General features: G+C 36.9%; 19 protein-coding genes and 1 pseudogene. 15 read left to right on the forward strand and 5 right to left on the reverse strand.

All coding sequences use genetic code 11. The annotated features are described in order from the left end of the window. Positions 1-26: 26 nt before the first annotated feature. Entirely contained in the window at positions 27-602 is a 576-nt protein-coding gene (locus tag BC6307_RS10680) for a recombinase family protein (RefSeq protein ID WP_063385374.1), read from the forward strand. 254 nt (positions 603-856) lie between these two features. Here BC6307_RS10680 and BC6307_RS10685 read toward each other — a convergent pair whose 3' ends face one another. Next, a complete protein-coding gene (locus BC6307_RS10685; protein ID WP_000701227.1) occupies positions 857-1,309 on the reverse strand; it encodes a hypothetical protein in 453 nt (150 codons plus the stop codon). Positions 1,310-1,673: 364 nt separating this feature from the next. Between BC6307_RS10685 and BC6307_RS10690 the strand changes: the two are divergent. From BC6307_RS10690 to BC6307_RS10705, 4 genes and pseudogenes are all read left to right on the forward strand, one after another. Then, positions 1,674-2,364: pseudogene (locus BC6307_RS10690) on the forward strand (N-acetylmuramoyl-L-alanine amidase family protein). Between the two features lie 249 nt (positions 2,365-2,613). After that, on the forward strand, positions 2,614-3,687 hold the full coding sequence (locus BC6307_RS10695; RefSeq protein ID WP_066417333.1) for a GerAB/ArcD/ProY family transporter: 1,074 nt from the start codon (positions 2,614-2,616) through the stop codon (positions 3,685-3,687). Between the two features lie 9 nt (positions 3,688-3,696). Then, positions 3,697-5,244, forward strand: coding sequence for a spore germination protein (locus tag BC6307_RS10700; protein ID WP_235858162.1), 1,548 nt, complete (start codon positions 3,697-3,699; stop codon positions 5,242-5,244). After that, positions 5,241-6,404, forward strand: a complete 1,164-nt coding sequence (locus BC6307_RS10705) for a Ger(x)C family spore germination protein (protein WP_066417335.1) — start codon at positions 5,241-5,243, stop codon at positions 6,402-6,404. The genes BC6307_RS10700 and BC6307_RS10705 overlap by 4 nt, the downstream gene beginning before the upstream one ends. 562 nt (positions 6,405-6,966) lie before the next feature. On the opposite strand, the gene BC6307_RS25340 is transcribed toward BC6307_RS10705, so the two are convergent. The 3 genes from BC6307_RS25340 to BC6307_RS10720 all read right to left on the reverse strand — a co-directional run bounded on the left by BC6307_RS25340 (position 6,967) and on the right by BC6307_RS10720 (position 8,881). Further along, a complete protein-coding gene (locus tag BC6307_RS25340) occupies positions 6,967-7,152 on the reverse strand; it encodes an SDR family NAD(P)-dependent oxidoreductase (RefSeq protein WP_333482940.1) in 186 nt (61 codons plus the stop codon). Positions 7,153-7,558: 406 nt separating this feature from the next. Further along, a complete protein-coding gene (locus BC6307_RS10715; RefSeq protein ID WP_066417336.1) occupies positions 7,559-7,993 on the reverse strand; it encodes a CBS domain-containing protein in 435 nt (144 codons plus the stop codon). 309 nt (positions 7,994-8,302) lie between these two features. Next, positions 8,303-8,881: a cupin domain-containing protein gene (locus BC6307_RS10720; protein ID WP_066417339.1), complete on the reverse strand. Its 579-nt coding sequence runs from the start codon at positions 8,879-8,881 to the stop codon at positions 8,303-8,305. Positions 8,882-9,209: 328 nt separating this feature from the next. Between BC6307_RS10720 and BC6307_RS10725 the strand changes: the two genes are divergently transcribed. After that, positions 9,210-9,515, forward strand: coding sequence for a hypothetical protein (locus BC6307_RS10725; RefSeq protein ID WP_425319490.1), 306 nt, complete (start codon positions 9,210-9,212; stop codon positions 9,513-9,515). A gap of 120 nt (positions 9,516-9,635) precedes the next feature. Here the strand turns inward: BC6307_RS10725 and BC6307_RS10730 are convergent, their stop codons facing one another. Next, the gene (locus tag BC6307_RS10730) at positions 9,636-10,589 is read right to left on the reverse strand and encodes a zinc-binding dehydrogenase (protein ID WP_066417341.1); all 954 of its coding nucleotides are present in this window, start codon (positions 10,587-10,589) and stop codon (positions 9,636-9,638) included. Between the two features lie 637 nt (positions 10,590-11,226). On the opposite strand from BC6307_RS10730, the gene BC6307_RS10735 reads away from it, so the two are divergent. From BC6307_RS10735 to BC6307_RS10770, 9 genes are all read left to right on the forward strand, one after another. After that, a complete protein-coding gene (locus BC6307_RS10735; protein WP_066417344.1) occupies positions 11,227-11,802 on the forward strand; it encodes a recombinase family protein in 576 nt (191 codons plus the stop codon). Positions 11,803-11,883: 81 nt separating this feature from the next. After that, complete coding sequence (locus BC6307_RS10740; protein WP_066417346.1) at positions 11,884-12,114, forward strand: hypothetical protein; 231 nt, start codon at positions 11,884-11,886, stop codon at positions 12,112-12,114. Between the two features lie 20 nt (positions 12,115-12,134). Beyond that, positions 12,135-12,272, forward strand: a complete 138-nt coding sequence (locus BC6307_RS24780; RefSeq protein WP_157076667.1) for a hypothetical protein — start codon at positions 12,135-12,137, stop codon at positions 12,270-12,272. A gap of 45 nt (positions 12,273-12,317) precedes the next feature. Continuing rightward, a complete protein-coding gene (locus tag BC6307_RS10745; protein ID WP_066417348.1) occupies positions 12,318-13,421 on the forward strand; it encodes a YncE family protein in 1,104 nt (367 codons plus the stop codon). Between the two features lie 150 nt (positions 13,422-13,571). Then, positions 13,572-13,955: a DUF302 domain-containing protein gene (locus tag BC6307_RS10750; protein ID WP_066417351.1), complete on the forward strand. Its 384-nt coding sequence runs from the start codon at positions 13,572-13,574 to the stop codon at positions 13,953-13,955. Positions 13,956-14,366: 411 nt separating this feature from the next. Next, positions 14,367-15,854 (forward strand): multicopper oxidase family protein, encoded by a 1,488-nt coding sequence (locus tag BC6307_RS10755; protein WP_066417352.1) that lies wholly within the window; start codon positions 14,367-14,369, stop codon positions 15,852-15,854. Between the two features lie 21 nt (positions 15,855-15,875). Then, positions 15,876-16,523 carry a class I SAM-dependent methyltransferase gene (locus BC6307_RS10760; RefSeq protein ID WP_066417353.1) on the forward strand — a complete coding sequence of 216 codons (648 nt, stop codon included), beginning with the start codon at positions 15,876-15,878 and terminating at the stop codon, positions 16,521-16,523. A gap of 151 nt (positions 16,524-16,674) precedes the next feature. Then, on the forward strand, positions 16,675-16,911 hold the full coding sequence (locus BC6307_RS10765; RefSeq protein WP_066417356.1) for a glutaredoxin family protein: 237 nt from the start codon (positions 16,675-16,677) through the stop codon (positions 16,909-16,911). Positions 16,912-17,234: 323 nt separating this feature from the next. Then, positions 17,235-17,429: a hypothetical protein gene (locus BC6307_RS10770; protein ID WP_066417362.1), complete on the forward strand. Its 195-nt coding sequence runs from the start codon at positions 17,235-17,237 to the stop codon at positions 17,427-17,429. Positions 17,430-18,176: the final 747 nt, after the last annotated feature.

Here is an 18,176-nt window from a genome sequence, read left to right on the forward strand (position 1 = left end):
ACTTGTCTCAAAAACGAGGTGAAATTTTGCAGAAAATCGGTTATGTACGCGTCAGTTCGACTAGCCAAAATCCTTCAAGACAATTTCGGCAATTGAACGAAATTGGAATGGATATTATTTATGAAGAAAAAACTTCAGGAGCCACAAAAGATCGTGAACAACTTCAAAAAATGTTAGAGGATTTACAGGAAGGTGACATTATTTATGTTACAGATTTAACTCGGATCACTCGAAGTACGCAAGATTTATTTGAATTGATTGATTTAATACGAAATAAAAAGGCAAGCTTAAAATCACTTAAGGATACATGGCTAGATTTATCAGAAGATAATCCATATAGCCAATTCTTAATTACGGTAATGGCTGGTGTTAACCAATTAGAGAGAGACCTTATTCGTATGCGTCAGCGTGAAGGAATTGAGCTCGCAAAGAAAGAAGGGAAGTTTAAAGGACGGTTAAAGAAATATCATAAAAATCACGCAGGAATGAATTATGCAGTAAAGCTATATAAAGAAGGAAATATGACTGTAAATCAAATTTGTGAAATTACAAATGTATCTAGAGCTTCTTTATATAGAAAGCTATCGGAAGGAAAAAAATAAGCATTCATTACTTATATTAAAAATTTCCGGGGATTGTGAAACAACGTACCTAACCAAGCAGGCTATTTCTATAAGGAAGTATCAATATTTGTTTATCTAACTAGGCACGATCATCAAAGGGTTCCGAGTACATTTTAACGGAGATATACGCTAAACTCAGATTTAAAGCAAGGCTGTATTTTCCGAGAACACTTTATAAAAAACAACCTTAGTCAATCACAAACGAAGGTTGTTTTTATAAAGTCATGGTCTAATTAAAACAATTGCTGTCCCAAGAGCATACTTGAGACTGAAAAGGCACCAGCAGGTGGTAAAACATTAGTATATATGGGAGGTCCCAAACGGGGTGTAAAGGTTGTAGCAATCCAATTTCCATATTCACCAGCCAGCAAAGAGGGAGGTTTCATTATAAACCGTCCACTTAAAACGAAATGCCGAATGCTTATAGCGGTCTCATCAAATATTGTCAAGTTGCCAAAAAAGGAGGCATATGGTGAATCGAAACTTATTTGTTTAGCGCTTTCGTCCCAATACCCATTAATCGGAATAGGTATACCACGAAAATTAACTGTACCTACTACTTTGTTGTCTACAATGGAATCAATGGTAAGTATACCTCTAATAATGGATCTCCCCGCAATAGAAGCATCAATCCCCCATACGGATGGAAAGGGGATACTAACTTTGGCTGTCTTTGGAATTTTCAAAATTAACCTCTCCTTGATTATTTTATGTATGGATTGAGTTGTATTTAATCATAATCCTGTAGTAATGATACAGTATATGCACAGAGAATCACTTAGGTGTTTTGTTAAGAAAGAAGCATCAATAATCAATCAGCCTACTGTCTAGATGAACAAGAGTTTGCCTGACCCACGAAAAATATGGAACATTAATTCCTGCTGCTCATACATATGGTCTCGCATTTGGAAAATTTCTTAGCTTTAAAATAAATCATCTGATTCAATGAAATGTAATGCCTATCATCACCTATTTTTATATGTACCTCAGAAGAATTCCTATACCTCCGTTACTCTTCGATCATATTGCATTTGTACGAGGTGGTGTAAAATGTTTAAATTATATTTAGATCCTGGTCACAGGGGAGTGGACCCAGGAGCTATTGGCAATGGGATGCAGGAAAAAGAAATTACCTTAAATATTTCCCATAGCATTCGAAATCTCTCGGAAAACCATTATGAAGGCCTGCAAATTAAAATGAGTAGAACAGCAGATATTACGCGCAGCTTAAAAGAACGTACAGATGATGCGAATGCTTGGGGTGCAGATTATTTTCTATCCATCCACGTTAATGCATTTAACGGTTCAGCTCATGGGTATGAAGATTATATTCATAACAGTTTGTCTGATTCATCGAGAACAGCGTTCATTCGGGACATTAGAAATTGTCAAAGTAAATAACTTGCATAACCGTGGCAAAAAAAAGGCCAATTTCCATGTACTGCGAGAAACCAGAATGCCCGCTTTATTAACGGAGAACGGATTTATTGATCATGCAAGCGATGCCCAAAAATTAAGAGACCCGAATTGGCGGCAAGCGGTTGTCCAAGGGCATGTTAATGGGTTAACACGCGCGTTTAATTTGAAGAGAAAATCGACTAATATGAAAAGCAATATGACTATTAAACGTGTAATTGTTGACGGTGTGCAAGTAGGTGCTTACGCAGAAGAAGAAAATGTGTTGAGAACTGTACAACGCAACCTGAGAACTGCACAAAGGATTATTATTAAAAATGTGTAGTTTAGTTTGGAAAACAGGTGCCTGACTACGAGTACGTTAAAGTTTATCAAACTGGATAGCCATGATGGATGAACAAAAAAAAACGCTAAGCCTTTGATCATGACCGGCTTAGCGTTTTTTTCTTGCTCTAAGTTGGTCCGGCCGATATAAGCCAGGACTAGCTTAATATCAGATGAATAGAACGAAGTTGTTGAGGGAATTATAGCTCATGATGTTTCTATTTCCAATTGTTGGATTTGAGGTGAGTTTTTGCCTAAGATTACTCCTATTCAGTCATACATGATTATTATGCTTTCGGTTGGATTAATGAACCACGTTATTATTGGCCCGTTACTGCTAGGAGCATCAAAGCGAGATGCCTGGCTCGTAGTGCTTCTTGTTTTTGTCGCTTCACCTGTTTGGATTGGTTGCTTGAACTACATCATTCAAAACATGAACAATCAACACATTAAAAAGTGGCTAGATCAGCACTTTGGAAAGTTTTTATCTGCAATCTTAGTAATTATTTATAGTTTGTTATTATGGCTCATGGGCTTTATTTCCTTAAAAGATACTCTAACATGGACAATCGCATCTTACTTGCCGCAAACACCGATACTAGTTCTTGCGGGAACCACACTTGTTGCATGCTTCTTTGCTGCTTTTCAAGGACTCCGTACAATTGCAATTGTGAGCGGAATATTGTTGCCATTTGTTGTTATTCTAGGTCATCTTGTGGCGATTGCCAATTTTCAGTTTAAAGATTATACCCTGCTTTTTCCTTTGTTAGAAAACGGGACAGCTCCATTATGGAAAGGTGTTCCTTACGTTGCCGGGGGATTGCTGGAGTTGTCTTTCTTGATGTTGCTGATTCAGCACAAATTAACAAAAAAACCAGGATTTAAAAGCTTGATGTTGATGTGCTTCATCCTTACAGGAATTACGTTAGGACCATTGATGGGATCGATTGCGATATTTGGCCCTGATGAAGCGGCTAACCAAAGATACCCCGCTTACGCTCAATGGAGAATCGTTAGACTGGGAGAATATGTGGAGCATGTCGATTTTTTTTCGATTTATCAGTGGCTATCCGGTACATTCATTCGTGTGTCCCTTTCTATCTATCTCTTGGGAGAATTGTGGAATTTACAAAAACGCAGATGGTTACCTGTGTTATTTGGCGCATTGGCCATGCTTGTTGCCATTTTGCTGCCGATGAGCGACATGGCTTTTCTAGACTTGTTAGGAAGGTTTTATTTTCCTTCATTTTGTATCTTTACAGTAGGGACCTTGATCCTGTATGTTGGTCGAATGATCATCTCAAGAATTCGCCAAAAGGAGTGACTAGCTAGGATGAATAAACTATTCCGACGAATGAAAAGATTATTTGGAAATCAGGGGGCAGAAAGCAAGAGGCCATCGCCTAATACAGAGGCAACCGTCTTGCAACCACTTAATGAACAATCACTCATCCAACACTTTAAAATGTGTCAAGATGTTAAGCAACATGTTTACAAATTAAACCCTGATGATGAACAATCGAGAATCCTATTGCTTTATTGTGAGGGGTTAAGTGACAACAAAACATTCATTCATGAAACTGTGCTTCCTCATTTGACCCGATTTTATGAAAACAATGGTTTTCATCATCAGGAGGAAATAGTCGAGTCGAGCCAACTACAATTAGAGTTCGTTACTCTTGAGGAGTGGGAGCAAACGGCCGAAACGGATATTTTTGAAGGCAAACTGCTTTTGTTTATTCCGACCCTACGCTCCTTATTCTCCCTCGATATCTCAAAAAAACCAGCGCGAAATCCGGAAGAATCCAGTATTGAGGTCTCGGTACGTGGACCAAAGGATGGATTTGTGGAAGAACTTGGAGTCAATGTGGCGTTAATTCGGAAACGAATCAAATCAACCAGTATGGTTTATGAAACGAAAAAAGTAGGCGTTCGCACGAAAACAACCGTTGCGATTCTATACATGCGTGACATTGTTGATCCTAAGATTGTTCAAGATGTAAAGAATAAATTAGATGATCTTCACATTGACGGAGCGTTTAGCGCCACTCAGCTAGAAGAATTAATGGAACCGACAAAAGCATTATTTCCTTTGATGGGGTATACAGGCAGACCAGACTTTACCGTGAACTGTATGCTAAATGGCCGTGTAGCGTTGATTGTGGATGGTACACCAGCTGCGTTGATTGCGCCTGCCAATTTATTTTTGCTTGTGAAAGCACCCGAAGATATCCACTTTACTGTTTTGTCAGCTACATTTGGTCAAACGCTTCGTTTACTTGGTTTGTCCGTATCGCTACTGCTTCCTGCATTTTTTGTTGCTATTCTTTCCTATCATCAAGATCAGCTGCCCTATTATCTGCTTGCCACTTTGGGGATTAACCGGTTGGGAATCCCTTTTGATGTGGCAGTTGAAATGTTTATTGCACTTATCTTCTTAGAAATATTGCGGGAAGCTGGTATCCGATTGCCTTCTGCGGTCGGCTCCACGGTAACGGTTGTAGGAGGACTTATCCTGGGGGATGCAGCCATTCGTGCTGGATTCTTATCCCCAGGTATCGTTGTCATCGGAGCAATAACACAAATCTTTGGTTCAACTTTATCGAGCCTATCATTGGCTGGAACAATTAGTATCTTACGCTTTTTTCTTTTCATTCTGTCTGCCATGCTTGGCATTTATGGCTTCTTTCTTGGAATATTTATTGTGCTCAGCCATTTAGCCTCTTTGCGTTCATGCGGCTTGCCTTACTTGGCCCCAATATCACCTCCATTTAAAGACTTGGCCAACGCTTTGTTCCGATTACCTTGGCCATGGCGAAACACTCGACCGGACATGTTGAAGACACGAGATTCTACAAGGCAAGGGGATAAGCAAAAATGAGGAGATATAAAAGTATGGTTGCACTTTTCCTTCTCCTCACCCTTACCGGTTGCTGGAGCAGATATGAAGTGCAAAACATGAGCTATGCTACGGCTGTTGGAATAGACTATGTCGATGGCCAATACACCTTGTATGTGCAATTGCTTGATTTCTCGACAGTGGCCAAGCTGGAGGGACAGCAAAAAGCGGAGCAGCCCCCGGTTTGGGTGGGCAAAGGCGAAGGTTCCTCGTTTACGGAGGCGGCAAATGATTTGTACAGTACATCACAACAACGCTTAAACTGGGGACAAATCTCTGCCATTTTGTTCAGCGAGAGATTGATGAAGGAAAACAAAGTCGGAGAAGTGCTGGAATTGATCAACCGTTATCGTGAAATAAGGTACTTGGCCTGGCTGTTTAGCACAAGAGAGCCTCCTGAAGAAATCTTGCTGGCAACCCCATTTTTTAGATTATCGCCAAATGCATCCATTCTTCACAATCCCGAGCAAAATTTCAGACAGCGTTCTATCCTTGCTCCGGTCCGCCTGCAACAATTTGTACTGGACTCAAACGAAAAGGCCAGAACCAGTTATATACCGGAATTATCGCTTCGCAAAGGTCAATGGCAGGAAAGTAATAAACCAAAAGAGCTGCTTAGATATTCAGGCGTACAAGTATATGATCTAAACAATTATTATGGACGAATGGATCTTAAGGATTTGTCGGGAATGCCCTGGCTAAGTACTCACACGATCCGAGTACCTCTTGATTTGTTTGCCGAAGAGAAGCTTGCGGCTGTTCTTGTCGCAGAAAAACCCAAATATGAAGTGACTCCTATTGTGAAATTGAACAAGGCGTATTTCGATATTTCAGTAAAAGTGAAGGCAGGGATCAATGAATTGCATACGGACCTTACCGAAAAGGAACTCACACAAATGGCTCAGGAAAAAATAGAGGAGCAAATCCGCAAAACGTATCAAATTGCTTTTAAAGAGGGTATAGATATTTACAATTTGGGCGAATCTTTGTATCGCAAACATCCACATCAATGGAAGAGCATTGCCACAGGAAAACAGCAACTCGTTTTAAACCAAGATTCCCTGCGCCATGTAAAGGTTGAGGTGAATATTGTTTACCCTGGAAGATATAAATTACATGAACATGGTGAATCCACCTCGTGATTCTGGCAAGTGAAATTATTAACTCACCTTGCTTCTTCTGCTTAGCGTTGGGGAAGCAAGGTTTTTGTTTCCAAAAAAATAGTTTAACGTTGTAAATCCGCATTTTCCTGACGGAACCCCTATTTGTCAAAAGAACATTATCGGCTAGATAAAACGTTAGATATATACGCATATATGATTGTCCTGCTTCCTATTCCATTTTTGTTATTAGGTGTCTCTTATTTAAAAGGAAAAACAAAGCAGAGTTAATTTCCAAAAGGGGTATTTCATCTGAATTACTAAGAAAAACAAAACGCACGAATGCAGTTATCAACATTCGTGCGTTTTCATTTTGGAGGATTTTTACCTTGAAGGATCCTTATAGGAAAGCCCAAGCGATCGTTATTCGTTTAATTACACGTTATATAGAGCACCATCGATAGTGAATGAAGATGAGCTTACATAAGAAGCTTCGTCAGAAAGTAAAAACGCAATTACTTAGCTACTTCTTCAGGCTCCCATAGCGTTTCATTGGTACTGAATCGTTATTAGCTGCTACTGATGAAGTATTGACGATTGCACCCTATTTTTGTGCTTTCATTATCGGTAATACGTATTTAAGACCGAAAAGTATGCCTTTTACGTTATTTCCGTAAACGAAATCAAATTCTTTTTCTGTAATTTCTTCAAGTGGTTTAACTGGACCCTCAACGCCTGCGTTATTTACAAAGCAATCAATGCGACCAAATTTAGAGATTGTTTGGTCTATTTAATTTTTAACACTTTCTTCATTAGAAACATCTGCTTTTACTGCTAAGCTATTTTCTTCTGTTAAACCAAGCTAAGCTTGAACGGCTTTGATTGTGTCTTCCTTTCAACTAATACAACTTTCAACTTGTGCGTTAGCTAATTTTCGTACGACTTCTTTCCCGATACCGCTTACTGCAACTGTAACATTAACTACTTTGTCTTGAAATCTCATACAATTCCGTCTTCTTTAAAATAATATATCCAGCTATAAAACGAAATTTCCCAAAACTTAAAAAAGTGAGATGACCAACCATGACAGAACTTTTCTGGATTAACTAAAGACCTGAGATTCCCTTCTATTATAAAAAGTGTTACAGATCGAGGCCTCTACTAATAATTATTTATGCAATAAAAGTAACCCCTTATTATTGTTGAGGTGCGGAAGGAGTTGAAATGCTTTGTAGTGCCTGTTCTGCCTCGTTTGCATATTGATTTTGTACGGCTAGATCACCCAACGCAACTATTCCAACAATTTGTCCATTCTCAGTTACCGGCAACCGGCGAATTTGCTGCTGTGCCATCAAATTTGCTGCTTGATGAACATCCATATCAGGTGTACCTTGTACGATTTGCTGTGCAGTCATAACTTGAGATACTGGAGTTTGTGCATTTTCTCCTTGTGCTATCGTACGAAGGGTAATATCACGATCCGTTACAATTCCAACAATTTGCCTGCTGTTATTTATTACTGGGATAGCTCCGATATTATATTTGCTCATTAACGCTGCAGCTTCCTGTACGGTCTGTGTTTCGTTAACTGTAAGAACATTTGGTGTCATGATATCTCTTAATTGTGCCATGAAATTACCTCCAAATATATTTTTCCTTTATAGGATGAGGAACATTGGCGATATTATTAATGGTAACTTTATGCTAAATATAAGCTGCACCGTCTTTTATGAATTAAACCTAGCTATTGTGTAATGATAATAAAATTGTTTAATTTTGAAGCTGAAAAAACGCATTACACCGTTCGCAAATGTGGACGGTGTAAAAATAAAGTTGCTTAATTTCTTGTGAAGTTACTGATTATGGAAGTAACAATAAAGTCGTTTAAAAATCAAATCCTTATGCCACAATCGCGCCCGATTCCAGAAGACCATAGGTCTCTAACCTTCGATAGCTTCGGCATCTGACTTTGTTCTATGCACAGTGCCAAATGGATGCTCGGGTGGTGCATAGATTGTGTAAAGTTTTAACGGGATATTTCCCGTATTTGTTAAATTATGCCACATGCCAGCAGGGACCATAATAGCAGAGTCATCATATACATGCCTTACAAAGTTTAACTGATCTCTACTCTCGCCCATTTGTACAAATCCTTGACCTTCCTCAATACGTAAAAATTGATCTACGTCAGGATGAACCTCTAGACCAATATCTTCCCCGACATTGATACTCATTAAGGTCACTTGCAGATTATCTCCAGTCCATATAGTAGTTCGGAATGTGTTGTTTTGCCTAGCAGCCTGATTAATATTCACTACAAAAGGTTCTTTTCCATAGTCATTTAATATGGTACCAGTATATCCTTGAGTGTTTGGATATGGCCAATATTGGTTTGCATAGCGCATTCCATACGACATATTTCCATAGCCAGGATCAAACATATTACCATGATTACATATTGGCCCATGACCATAATAAGCGTTCGAATAATAAGGGGATATATAAAAAGTGTTATTCATTGAAACATTCCTCCAAAGACCTTTGATTATAAATTCATCATATGTCCCGCGTACTTAGGAGGTTATTGATAATTCTTATTCCGATATCTGGCCTATTACTGAAAAAAGCACAATAGATATGCGCCCGATTGTGGAATATTGAAAAACACGAAACTAACGTTATGGGTTTATGTTGTATCGATAAAGACGAATTTATGAAAAAATGCAAAAAATATCGAATTGAATAATGCACAATAAAAGATTTTCAGCGACTAGATGTTTTGACAAACCTTTCTTGACATAATTATATTCGTCTTCTCTCATATTAAATACGAAGGAGATGATGACATTGAAAATATTTGATGATGAGAAAAATAAAAAGAGTGGTCAGACAAATAAAGGTCAATCGAAACTAGGAGCAAGTAGAATGTCAAATGCCTTTGCTTCATTGAAATCACAACCGAAGGGCCAAGAAGAGATTTCCAAAGAGTTCCTTCCTACAAACAGTCAAGCAAGTAGAATGTCTAATGCGTTTGCTTCATTGAAATCACAACCGAAAAGCCAACAAGAGATTGCGAAAGAATTTGCCCCTTCTAAAGGCCAAACATTTAAGCATGATAATGGTGCAAATTTGGGTAATCAGAAACCTAAGTAAGGATAATTTTATTTTAAAAATATGAAAGCCTGTGAAATTTTCCTTGTTGTAAAATTTCACAGGCTATTTCATTTCAGAGGAGAGTTTTGTCCCAACCTTTGTTACAAAGAAAACTTATATTTATTCAAATACGGCTACTAAACGGCCTTTTACTTCATGATTTTTGAGTTTTTCTAAGCCTTTGTCGATCTCTTCAAATGGGATTGTGATAAGAGTTGGACTCATTTTTCCAGTAGAGAAGCAATCATATACACCCTTTAAGTCTTCTACTGACCCACCATTACTTCCTAGAAGCTTAATTTCTTTTGTAATCATTAAATAAGTATTGATATTGGATTCTAATTTACCCATACCAACAATTACAACAGTTCCTTGTGCTCTTACAGCTTCCAGTGCATCTGCAGTTGTTTGTCCAAAACCAGCAAAGTCAACAATAACGTCACATTCCGCTTCTTTCATATCTAGAATAGTATCGAAAACTTTATTAGCCCCTAGTTCTTCAGCAAGTTTTCGAGCTTCTGGAGAAACATCAGTAGCGTACACTTCGCAACCTTTAATCAACGCCATTTGCAATGCAAACTGACCAAGTCCACCGATACCGATAATTCCTAATTTTGTACCTTCTTTTGCTTGTCCAATACTGAAGAGAGCTCGATAAGCTGTGATACCTGCATCTGTTGAAGCAGCTCCTTCTACAAAGGAAACGCCTTCAGGAATGATTACGCATTGAGCTGCAGGTACACGTACTTTTTCTGCATACCCGCCGTCATAGGTATACCCAGCAGTTACTTTTGTTTCTCTATTCATTGGGTTAGCCCCGACGCGGTCTCCAACTTTAATATCTTCTACACCTTCACCCACTTCAATAACTACCCCGGCAAACTCATGCCCCATAATAACAGGACCATTTGGGAAAAGTGGCATCCAACCCGGATCTTGTAATGCTGCAACGTCCGAATGGCATAAACCAGCAGCTTTCACATCTATCACAACGTGACCTGGAATCGCTTGTGGATCTTCTTTTTCAATTAATTCTAGTGGTTTATTTGTACCTGAAAATAGCCAGCCTTTCATACAATCGCCTCCAATTGTTTTACTTATATAATACCGTATATTAACGCATAAGATGCATAAGGAGGTTCTGCCAAAAGTTGAGTATTCTTTAACAGAACTTGGCCCCCTATATATTTTGGAACATTCTTGTTCCATTAACCTCTTTTAATTAGATTATTTCATAACCCTCTTTATATTTTGTCATAAATTCCCAATTATCTTCAGTGGATCTCCTCCACAATCCGTAATTAATGGAATAACAGGATTTGCAGTTTTAAATAACTTTATTGTCAATCAACAGCTATTCAACAGGTTATCAATTTCTTGTTGATTATTGTATGGTTTTGATAATTATGAAGACCCGATTACGGTTATAAAATTGTCATACATATCCTTTCTTAATTTGTAAAGGAAAACCTTTTAAAATTAATTTCTTTCATGATCGGGCACATCTCAATAAGAATTCCACTCTTTCTTTATGCATAGGGTGTTTTTTCTGGAGTAAAGTAATAATTTATGGACTGAACGGTAAAAACCAATCATCCATTTCTTATCAATAAGGTACACCCTATTGATATAATTTTGGTTCCTTGATATCATTAGCTTGATAGACTCTCAATAACACCTATCAAAAATACATATTAAAAGAGGACGAAATATGATCTATGGATACGCACGGGTAAGTGCACAAGACCAAAACCTTGATACCCAAGTTGAAAAACTCACAAAATTTGGAGTAGATGAAATTGTAAAGGAAAAAATTAGTGGTGTTTCTAAACAGAAGCAACAATTGGACGAACTTCTTTCCAAAATTGCTACTGGTGATACTTTAGTTGTGACTCGAATGGATCGTCTTGGTCGAAACACTGTTCAGTTGCTGCAACTGGTTGAACAGCTTCGTGAAAGGAACATCCACTTTGTTATCCTTAATTTAGGAATTGATACAAGGACACCTACTGGTAAATTCTTTTTAACTGTAATGGCAGCATTTAGTGAGCTAGATCGAGAAATGATTAAAGAGAAGCAACGTTCTGGGATTAAATTGGCCAAGCAAAAGGGCAAATATCGAGGAAGAGTAAAAAAATATACGGATAAACATCCAGGAATGAACCATGCCATTGAATTACGAGAGACAACAGATAAAACGGTAAAGGAGATATGTGCCATTACAAAGGTTAGTCAGGCAGCGTTTTATCGCAAGCTAAAGGAAATGGAGGAAAAAGAGGGTGAATAATAGAATGTAAATTATTCCCTGTGTGGCCCCTCAATCCTCGAATCGTTTCCGTACCCCTAGTTAAGAAAGGAGAGATTAAATATGAAAAAACTAGTTGTTGGGATATTAACTGGAGCTGTTGTATTAGGAGGCGCAACTTTTGCTGCAGCTGATTCAAATGTCTTTAATTTTAAGGATATGAAACCGTTCATTGAACAGATGCACCCAAACCTTTCATTGGAACAGCAGGAACAAATGTTTAATGCTTGCCATGGTGAAAATGGCTTTATGCAAAACGGCACAAATTCCCGTAATATGATGAATAATTTCTAGTCAGAGGATGGTGATTTCAAATGATGATGGGTGGCTATGGATTTGGCATGATGGGCTATGGGATTTTGGGGTGGATTCTCAATCTTCTAGTTATAGGCATTGTCGTTTATTATGCCACAAAGTTAGCTTTAAGAAATTACGATAAGGAACGAAAATAACTTCGGGAACTTTCCAAAAGTCAATTGATGGGAGATTACTCAGATATGAATAAGGTGAAAGCAAGTTTATTTATATTTCTGCTTATCATAGGATTGGTTTTGGCAGGATGTAGCAATAATAATAATCAAGACGGTGCTACAGATGAACAAACCAAAACACAAAACCAAACATCCGATTCAACTTCCGAAAAAGAAGGGATAACGGATCAGAATGTAATTAAATATTATTTTACTGCCGATGAAGGCGGAAGTATTACAAAAATAAATGCAAATACAAACCAAGTGGATTCGACTATTGAGGTCGATGGGATGGCCCATAATGTACAAGTGTCATCAGACGGGGAAATGCTAGCAGCCACAGTTGTTCCTAACATGGATCATGGGGATGATGACTCCATGAACATGGATATGCCGGGGACAGCATTATTCTTGAATACAGCAACAAATGAAGTAGTAAATACAGTTGAAGTGGGAAATCATCCCGCGCATATCGTTTTTACTGAAAACGGGAAATATGTTCTTGTAACAAATAACGAGGATGACACTGTATCTGTTATTGATACTTCAACCTTCAAAGTGGTAAATACAATATCTACTGGAAATAGACCACATGGTTTTAGAATTACCGCGGACAGTTCTACTGCTTACATTGCGAACATGGGTGAAGATACTGTAAGTGTCATTAATCTTAAAACAATGAAAGAGGATAAGAAAATAAAGGTTGGTTCAGCACCAGTTACAACGGGTATCACATCTGATGGCAAGACGCTAATTGCTACATTAAATGCCGAAAATGCATTAGCCATTGTTAATCTAGAAAATGAACAGGTTGATAAGATTCCAGTTGGAAATGGGCCTGCGCAGGTCTATTTGGATAGCAATAATGAATTTGCCTATGTAGCAAATCAGGGGACGGAAAAGAACCCTTCTAATTCTATTACAGTTGTTGACATTATTGCCAAAAAGGAAACAGCAACAATCGAAACAGGAAAAGGTTCGCACGGAGTAGTTACAAGCCCGGACAATAAGCGTGTTTATGTGACAAATATGTTTGATCATACCGTCAGTGTGGTTGATACGGAACAAAATAAAGTGATTGAAACCATTGAAGTTGGTGAAACTCCAAATGGCATTAGTGTTATGGAATAAAATGCTTGGTTGATATCATAAAAGATAAAAGTGAGAAGTACCTTTAAATGCCATGGTAACATTGGTTTTGTGGCCTACCATGGCATTCTTGTCGACAGTCTATTGTTGTTTCATTTTAAAGTAGAAATATGAGAAGGAAGGTAATTTAATATGTTTGATTATACGGTTGCAACAGACAAAAGTATGAACGATGCTATCGAAAGTATAAAGGAAAGCTTAGAAGATGAAGGATTCGGTATTTTATGGATGTTCGATATGAAAGAAAAACTTCAAGAAAAGGAATTGGAATTTCAAAAAGAGCTACGGGTTTTGGAAGTATGTAATCCGCAAGAAGCACAAAGGGTGTTAAACGAAAACCAAATGGCTGGATATTTTTTACCTTGTAAAATTGTTGTTTATGAAGATAATGGACAAACAAAGATTGGTATGCCAAAGCCTACTGCTCTAATTAGTTTGCTTAATGACGATAATATGAAGTTATTTGCAAAGGATATCGAGGATCGGTTAATTAGTTGTATTGATAAAAGTAAATAATTTAATTTAACTGGCTTTGAATGCAATTTATTAGTCCCCAATATGTTTTTTCTAAAGCGCTGTCCAATGCTTAGTATCTTTGGACAGCCTTTATAGTTAGACTGTAATATTGATGATGACCAACCGGAAAGTTCGGTTTATTACTTTGTATATGTTGATATGGAATCACTTCCCATCATACCAGTATGAAACCCGTTGTACCCTTTTATTGACTTATAAAGAAGTACACATATCAGGTTTTTTATATAAAAACAAATAGCGAGGCATTGAGGTTATTTAAGGGAGTAAAATAAAAATACCAAACAACTAACATATAGATAGACGATTAATCTTCTACATAAATACAAATCCTCGAATCCCATCATATATAAACTACTTATCGTAAAATGAAATATACAGGAGGAAAAATAGATGAAAAGAAATGTTGGTATTATTGTGGCGGGGTTGGTGGTTGTTCTAACAGGTTATTTTCTTTTTTTTGTTCAGGGGCTAGGCACATCCAAAATGTTCCCTAATTTGCCTATGAATCCCATGATGGGTACAGACAATCCCTCTTATAATCAATCTAATACTGTTAATGAGTCAGCTTTACCAATTCCACCAATGTTAAAAGATACAAATCCAAATCCAAATAAGGCTGAATTTCATATAACAGCCCAAAATGCAACAAAGGAATTTATATCAGGAACAAAAACTGAAACAATGGGGTATAACGGAGATTACTTAGGTCCGGTTATACGGGTTCGCAGAGGTGAGGAAGTGTCCGTACAGGTGGAAAATAAACTCAAAGATGAAATGACGACAATCCATTGGCATGGACTAGAGGTTGATGGAGACGCTGATGGCGGTCCACACTCAGGAATACAACCGGGTGAGTCATGGACACCTGAGTTTACGATAGAGCAGCCCGCAGCTACGCTATGGTATCATCCCCATCCTGAACGAAAAACGGGTAAACAAGTATATAAAGGATTAGCTGGGCTACTTTTTATTGAGGATGAGGTATCTGATCAATTGGAAATTCCAAGAGACTATGGAGTGAATGATGTTCCACTTATCATTCAAGATAAGCGCTTTAACAAGGATGGAAGCTTTGAATATGATTTGGGTATGCATGATATAATGAACGGTCTGCAGGGGAATACATTACTTGTAAACGGGGCGATTGCTCCATATTTGGAAGTACCTAAAGGTATGATGAGACTCCGTATATTGAATGGCTCTAATGCTAGTGTTTATGAATTAGGTTTTGATAATAATCAAACATTTTATCAAATTGCTAGTGATGGAGGTTTTTTTGAAAAACCAATAAAAATGAATGAACTTAAACTAGGACCCTCAGAAAGAGCAGAAATCCTAGTTGACTTTTCAGAATATAATAATGGCGATGTTATCCAGATGTCAAATCAAGGGGTAAAGTTTCTGAAGTTCAGTGTTAGTGTTAATGGTGCAAGTGTAAAACAATTTACAATACCAGAAAAATTGAATCCAATTGAAAAGATTAATCCCGAAGATGCTGTAAGAACAAGAAAATTTGTATTTCAGGGTATGGGGCCAAGGGTAAATATCAATGGTAAACAAATGGATATAAATCGAATAGATGAACAGGTGAACCTGAATACAACAGAAATATGGGAAGTTTCCAATGAAAGCGGAATGGGGATGATGGGAGGTACTGTACATCCATTCCATGCACATGGTGTGCAATTTCAGATTATTGACCGTGACGGAAATCCACCCCCATTAAATGAGACTGGCTGGAAAGATACTTTTCTTGTGTCTCCGGGGGAAAAAGTTCGAGCAATTGCAACGTTTAATCATTCCGGTGTGTTTATGTATCACTGTCATATCCTTGAGCATGAAGATGCAGGAATGATGGGTCAATTTCAGGTAGAATAGGAATTTAATCCCGAAGGTGAGATGATTTTAAAATTGGACATAAATGATAAAATTAAAAAACGATATAACCGAATCTCTAGAATATATGAAGGAATGGACCGAATGATAAAGAGGGATTGGCGGGCAGAATTACTTTCAAATGCTACTGGTAGAGTTTTGGAAGTAGGGATTGGCACAGGGGGTAATTTGACGTTTTATCCCGAACATATTGAATCACTGACAGGAGTTGACTTCAGTAAAGGCATGTTGAACCATGCTAGGAAAAAGGTTACACAGCTAAATAAAAAGTTTCCAATTGAATTGATGGAGGCGGATATACAAGATTTGCCGTTTGAAAATAACAGCTTTGATACTATTATTTCAACCTGTGTTTTCTGTTCTGTCCCAGATCCTATTATTGGATTAAAGGAGTTAGGAAGGGTTTGTAAACCGGATGGAACGATATTGATGCTAGAACATATGAGAAGCGAACATAGATTAATTGGGTGGGCGATGGATATAATGAATCCAATAACAGTCAACATCTGGGGAGCAAATATTAATAGGGATACAATAAAAAATATAGAATATGCAGATTTGAAAATTGAATCCGATTCACGTTTGATGGGGTCAATTTTAAAAAGACTGTCTGTTAAGCCAAATAAGGTTTTCCAAAGCCGAGCGCTTTGATTGAAATGATAGAAGATGAGGAATTGAAAAAAATTGAAACAGATATTGAAGAACGATTAATTGTATGTATTGATCAAAGCAAGTAAATAGGTGAAATTGAAAGGAATCTTTTTAACCTTATCCTTCAATTAGTAAAAGAGGTTATGTACAAATGAAACAATCCGTGACAGTATACACGTCAAGCCTATGCCCTGTATGTGGAATGCTAAAAAACTTTCTAAACTCTTTTGATATTACTTATGAAGAAGTGATTGTAGATCTGAATCCTATAGCAAGGATAAAATTGGTACAAAAGTCGAAAAGACTAACAGTTCCACAAACTAATATAAATGGAAATTGGGTTAGTGGATTTGATCCTGAGAGACTGTTAACGATATTAAATAATTGATTTGGTGTAATCACCCAAAAAACAGTAAGAACCCAAACGGTTTTTACTGTTTTTTAATTTTTATTTTGAAACGGATGTACAAGTCTCAACTAGGATTGCATATATCCGAAATGGATAATTAAGCAAGTGATATCAATTTGACAATACATAGATTTTGACCTTATTTTCTCATGTGAACAAAGCCTTATTTTAATCTAAATTATGCCCTAAATGGACTGTTTATGTCTGTCAAACGACTTGAGTATTTTTATACTGATAATTTCAAAGAAATTAGGATAGATATGATAAAATAAAGGTAATGGTACGAATAGGGAGTTACTGAGATGATGTTTAAAGTAAAACTTTTTGATGTTAAAGGAAAAGAACTTGAAATTGAAAATAAAATCATTGGTGAACTCGTGTTTGAATCTAAACAAGCATTTGACCATTTTATAAATGCAATTAGAGAATGCTTACCACCTGACTTCCAATATAAAGTAATTTCTAAAAAGGTAAATTCAAATAATGATAAGAAATAATTTTTGCTTATTAGTTCCTTTTATTCGTCAACTATAACGCTTGTATTTGTCTTTTTTGTGGTTCGGTTAATAATGTATCCAACCCAAAAGAATAAAAACGGATTATTATGCCCCAATTCAATTAAAAAATACAAATGTTAAAATGCGGGTATAATGGGTAAAATATACAATGATGCAACTAGAAAAACTACCAAGAATCAAAAAGAAGGCTGTATTTTTAGCCTTCTTTCCAAAAGATTGCTTTAGGATTTAAAGAAAAGCAACCAAATTAACGACTGCCACATTTTTGAACAGTCGTTTTTCTTCTCTCTCATTTTTTTAACTCAAAATTCTTTTGGCAATTAGAAACCCAAAAGGGTAAAGATTCTGTAATTTTTGTTTTTACGTATCTGGCTTTGTTTCAGTACGGAGTTTATGTAAAACTCTCCTTTTTGTCTAAACCCATGTAAGAAGATCACTTAAAATTAAAATAGTTATAATAACACTTCATGAGTAATTCATAAGCAAGGTCTAGGTTTTTTATGGAGTTTAGTTATGGTGTATCAGTTATTATTCAACCATCTTTATTTATTCCAATGAAACAACATCTTCTCACCCATTTTATTTTCATACTGCATCAACAAAAACATTCTTCTTTTCTGTCCCCTTAACTGCTAAATTAATCCCCCCTATTAAAACAATCTTTATAAAGAAATAAACATTTATAGAGGCTAATTTACTAAATGTAATATAATAAGTTTATTCCTA

Origin of the sequence: Sutcliffiella cohnii (assembly GCF_002250055.1) — a bacterium.
GTDB lineage: Bacteria > Bacillota > Bacilli > Bacillales > Bacillaceae_I > Sutcliffiella > Sutcliffiella cohnii.

Bases quoted from the DNA above. Each gene is read 5' to 3' on its own strand.
- BC6307_RS10750 (WP_066417351.1), top strand. From the start codon at position 13,572: ATGTTTGATTATACGGTTGCAACAGACAAAAGTATGAACGATGCTATC.
- BC6307_RS10735 (WP_066417344.1), top strand. From the start codon at position 11,227: ATGATCTATGGATACGCACGGGTAAGTGCACAAGACCAAAACCTTGAT.
- BC6307_RS10700 (WP_235858162.1), top strand. From the start codon at position 3,697: ATGAATAAACTATTCCGACGAATGAAAAGATTATTTGGAAATCAGGGG.
- BC6307_RS10715 (WP_066417336.1), bottom strand. From the start codon at position 7,993: ATGGCACAATTAAGAGATATCATGACACCAAATGTTCTTACAGTTAAC.
- BC6307_RS24780 (WP_157076667.1), top strand. From the start codon at position 12,135: ATGATGATGGGTGGCTATGGATTTGGCATGATGGGCTATGGGATTTTG.
- BC6307_RS10765 (WP_066417356.1), top strand. From the start codon at position 16,675: ATGAAACAATCCGTGACAGTATACACGTCAAGCCTATGCCCTGTATGT.
- BC6307_RS10730 (WP_066417341.1), bottom strand. From the start codon at position 10,589: ATGAAAGGCTGGCTATTTTCAGGTACAAATAAACCACTAGAATTAATT.
- BC6307_RS10740 (WP_066417346.1), top strand. From the start codon at position 11,884: ATGAAAAAACTAGTTGTTGGGATATTAACTGGAGCTGTTGTATTAGGA.
- BC6307_RS10705 (WP_066417335.1), top strand. From the start codon at position 5,241: ATGAGGAGATATAAAAGTATGGTTGCACTTTTCCTTCTCCTCACCCTT.
- BC6307_RS10760 (WP_066417353.1), top strand. From the start codon at position 15,876: ATGATTTTAAAATTGGACATAAATGATAAAATTAAAAAACGATATAAC.
- BC6307_RS10745 (WP_066417348.1), top strand. From the start codon at position 12,318: ATGAATAAGGTGAAAGCAAGTTTATTTATATTTCTGCTTATCATAGGA.
- BC6307_RS10755 (WP_066417352.1), top strand. From the start codon at position 14,367: ATGAAAAGAAATGTTGGTATTATTGTGGCGGGGTTGGTGGTTGTTCTA.
- BC6307_RS10720 (WP_066417339.1), bottom strand. From the start codon at position 8,881: ATGAATAACACTTTTTATATATCCCCTTATTATTCGAACGCTTATTAT.
- BC6307_RS10770 (WP_066417362.1), top strand. From the start codon at position 17,235: ATGATGTTTAAAGTAAAACTTTTTGATGTTAAAGGAAAAGAACTTGAA.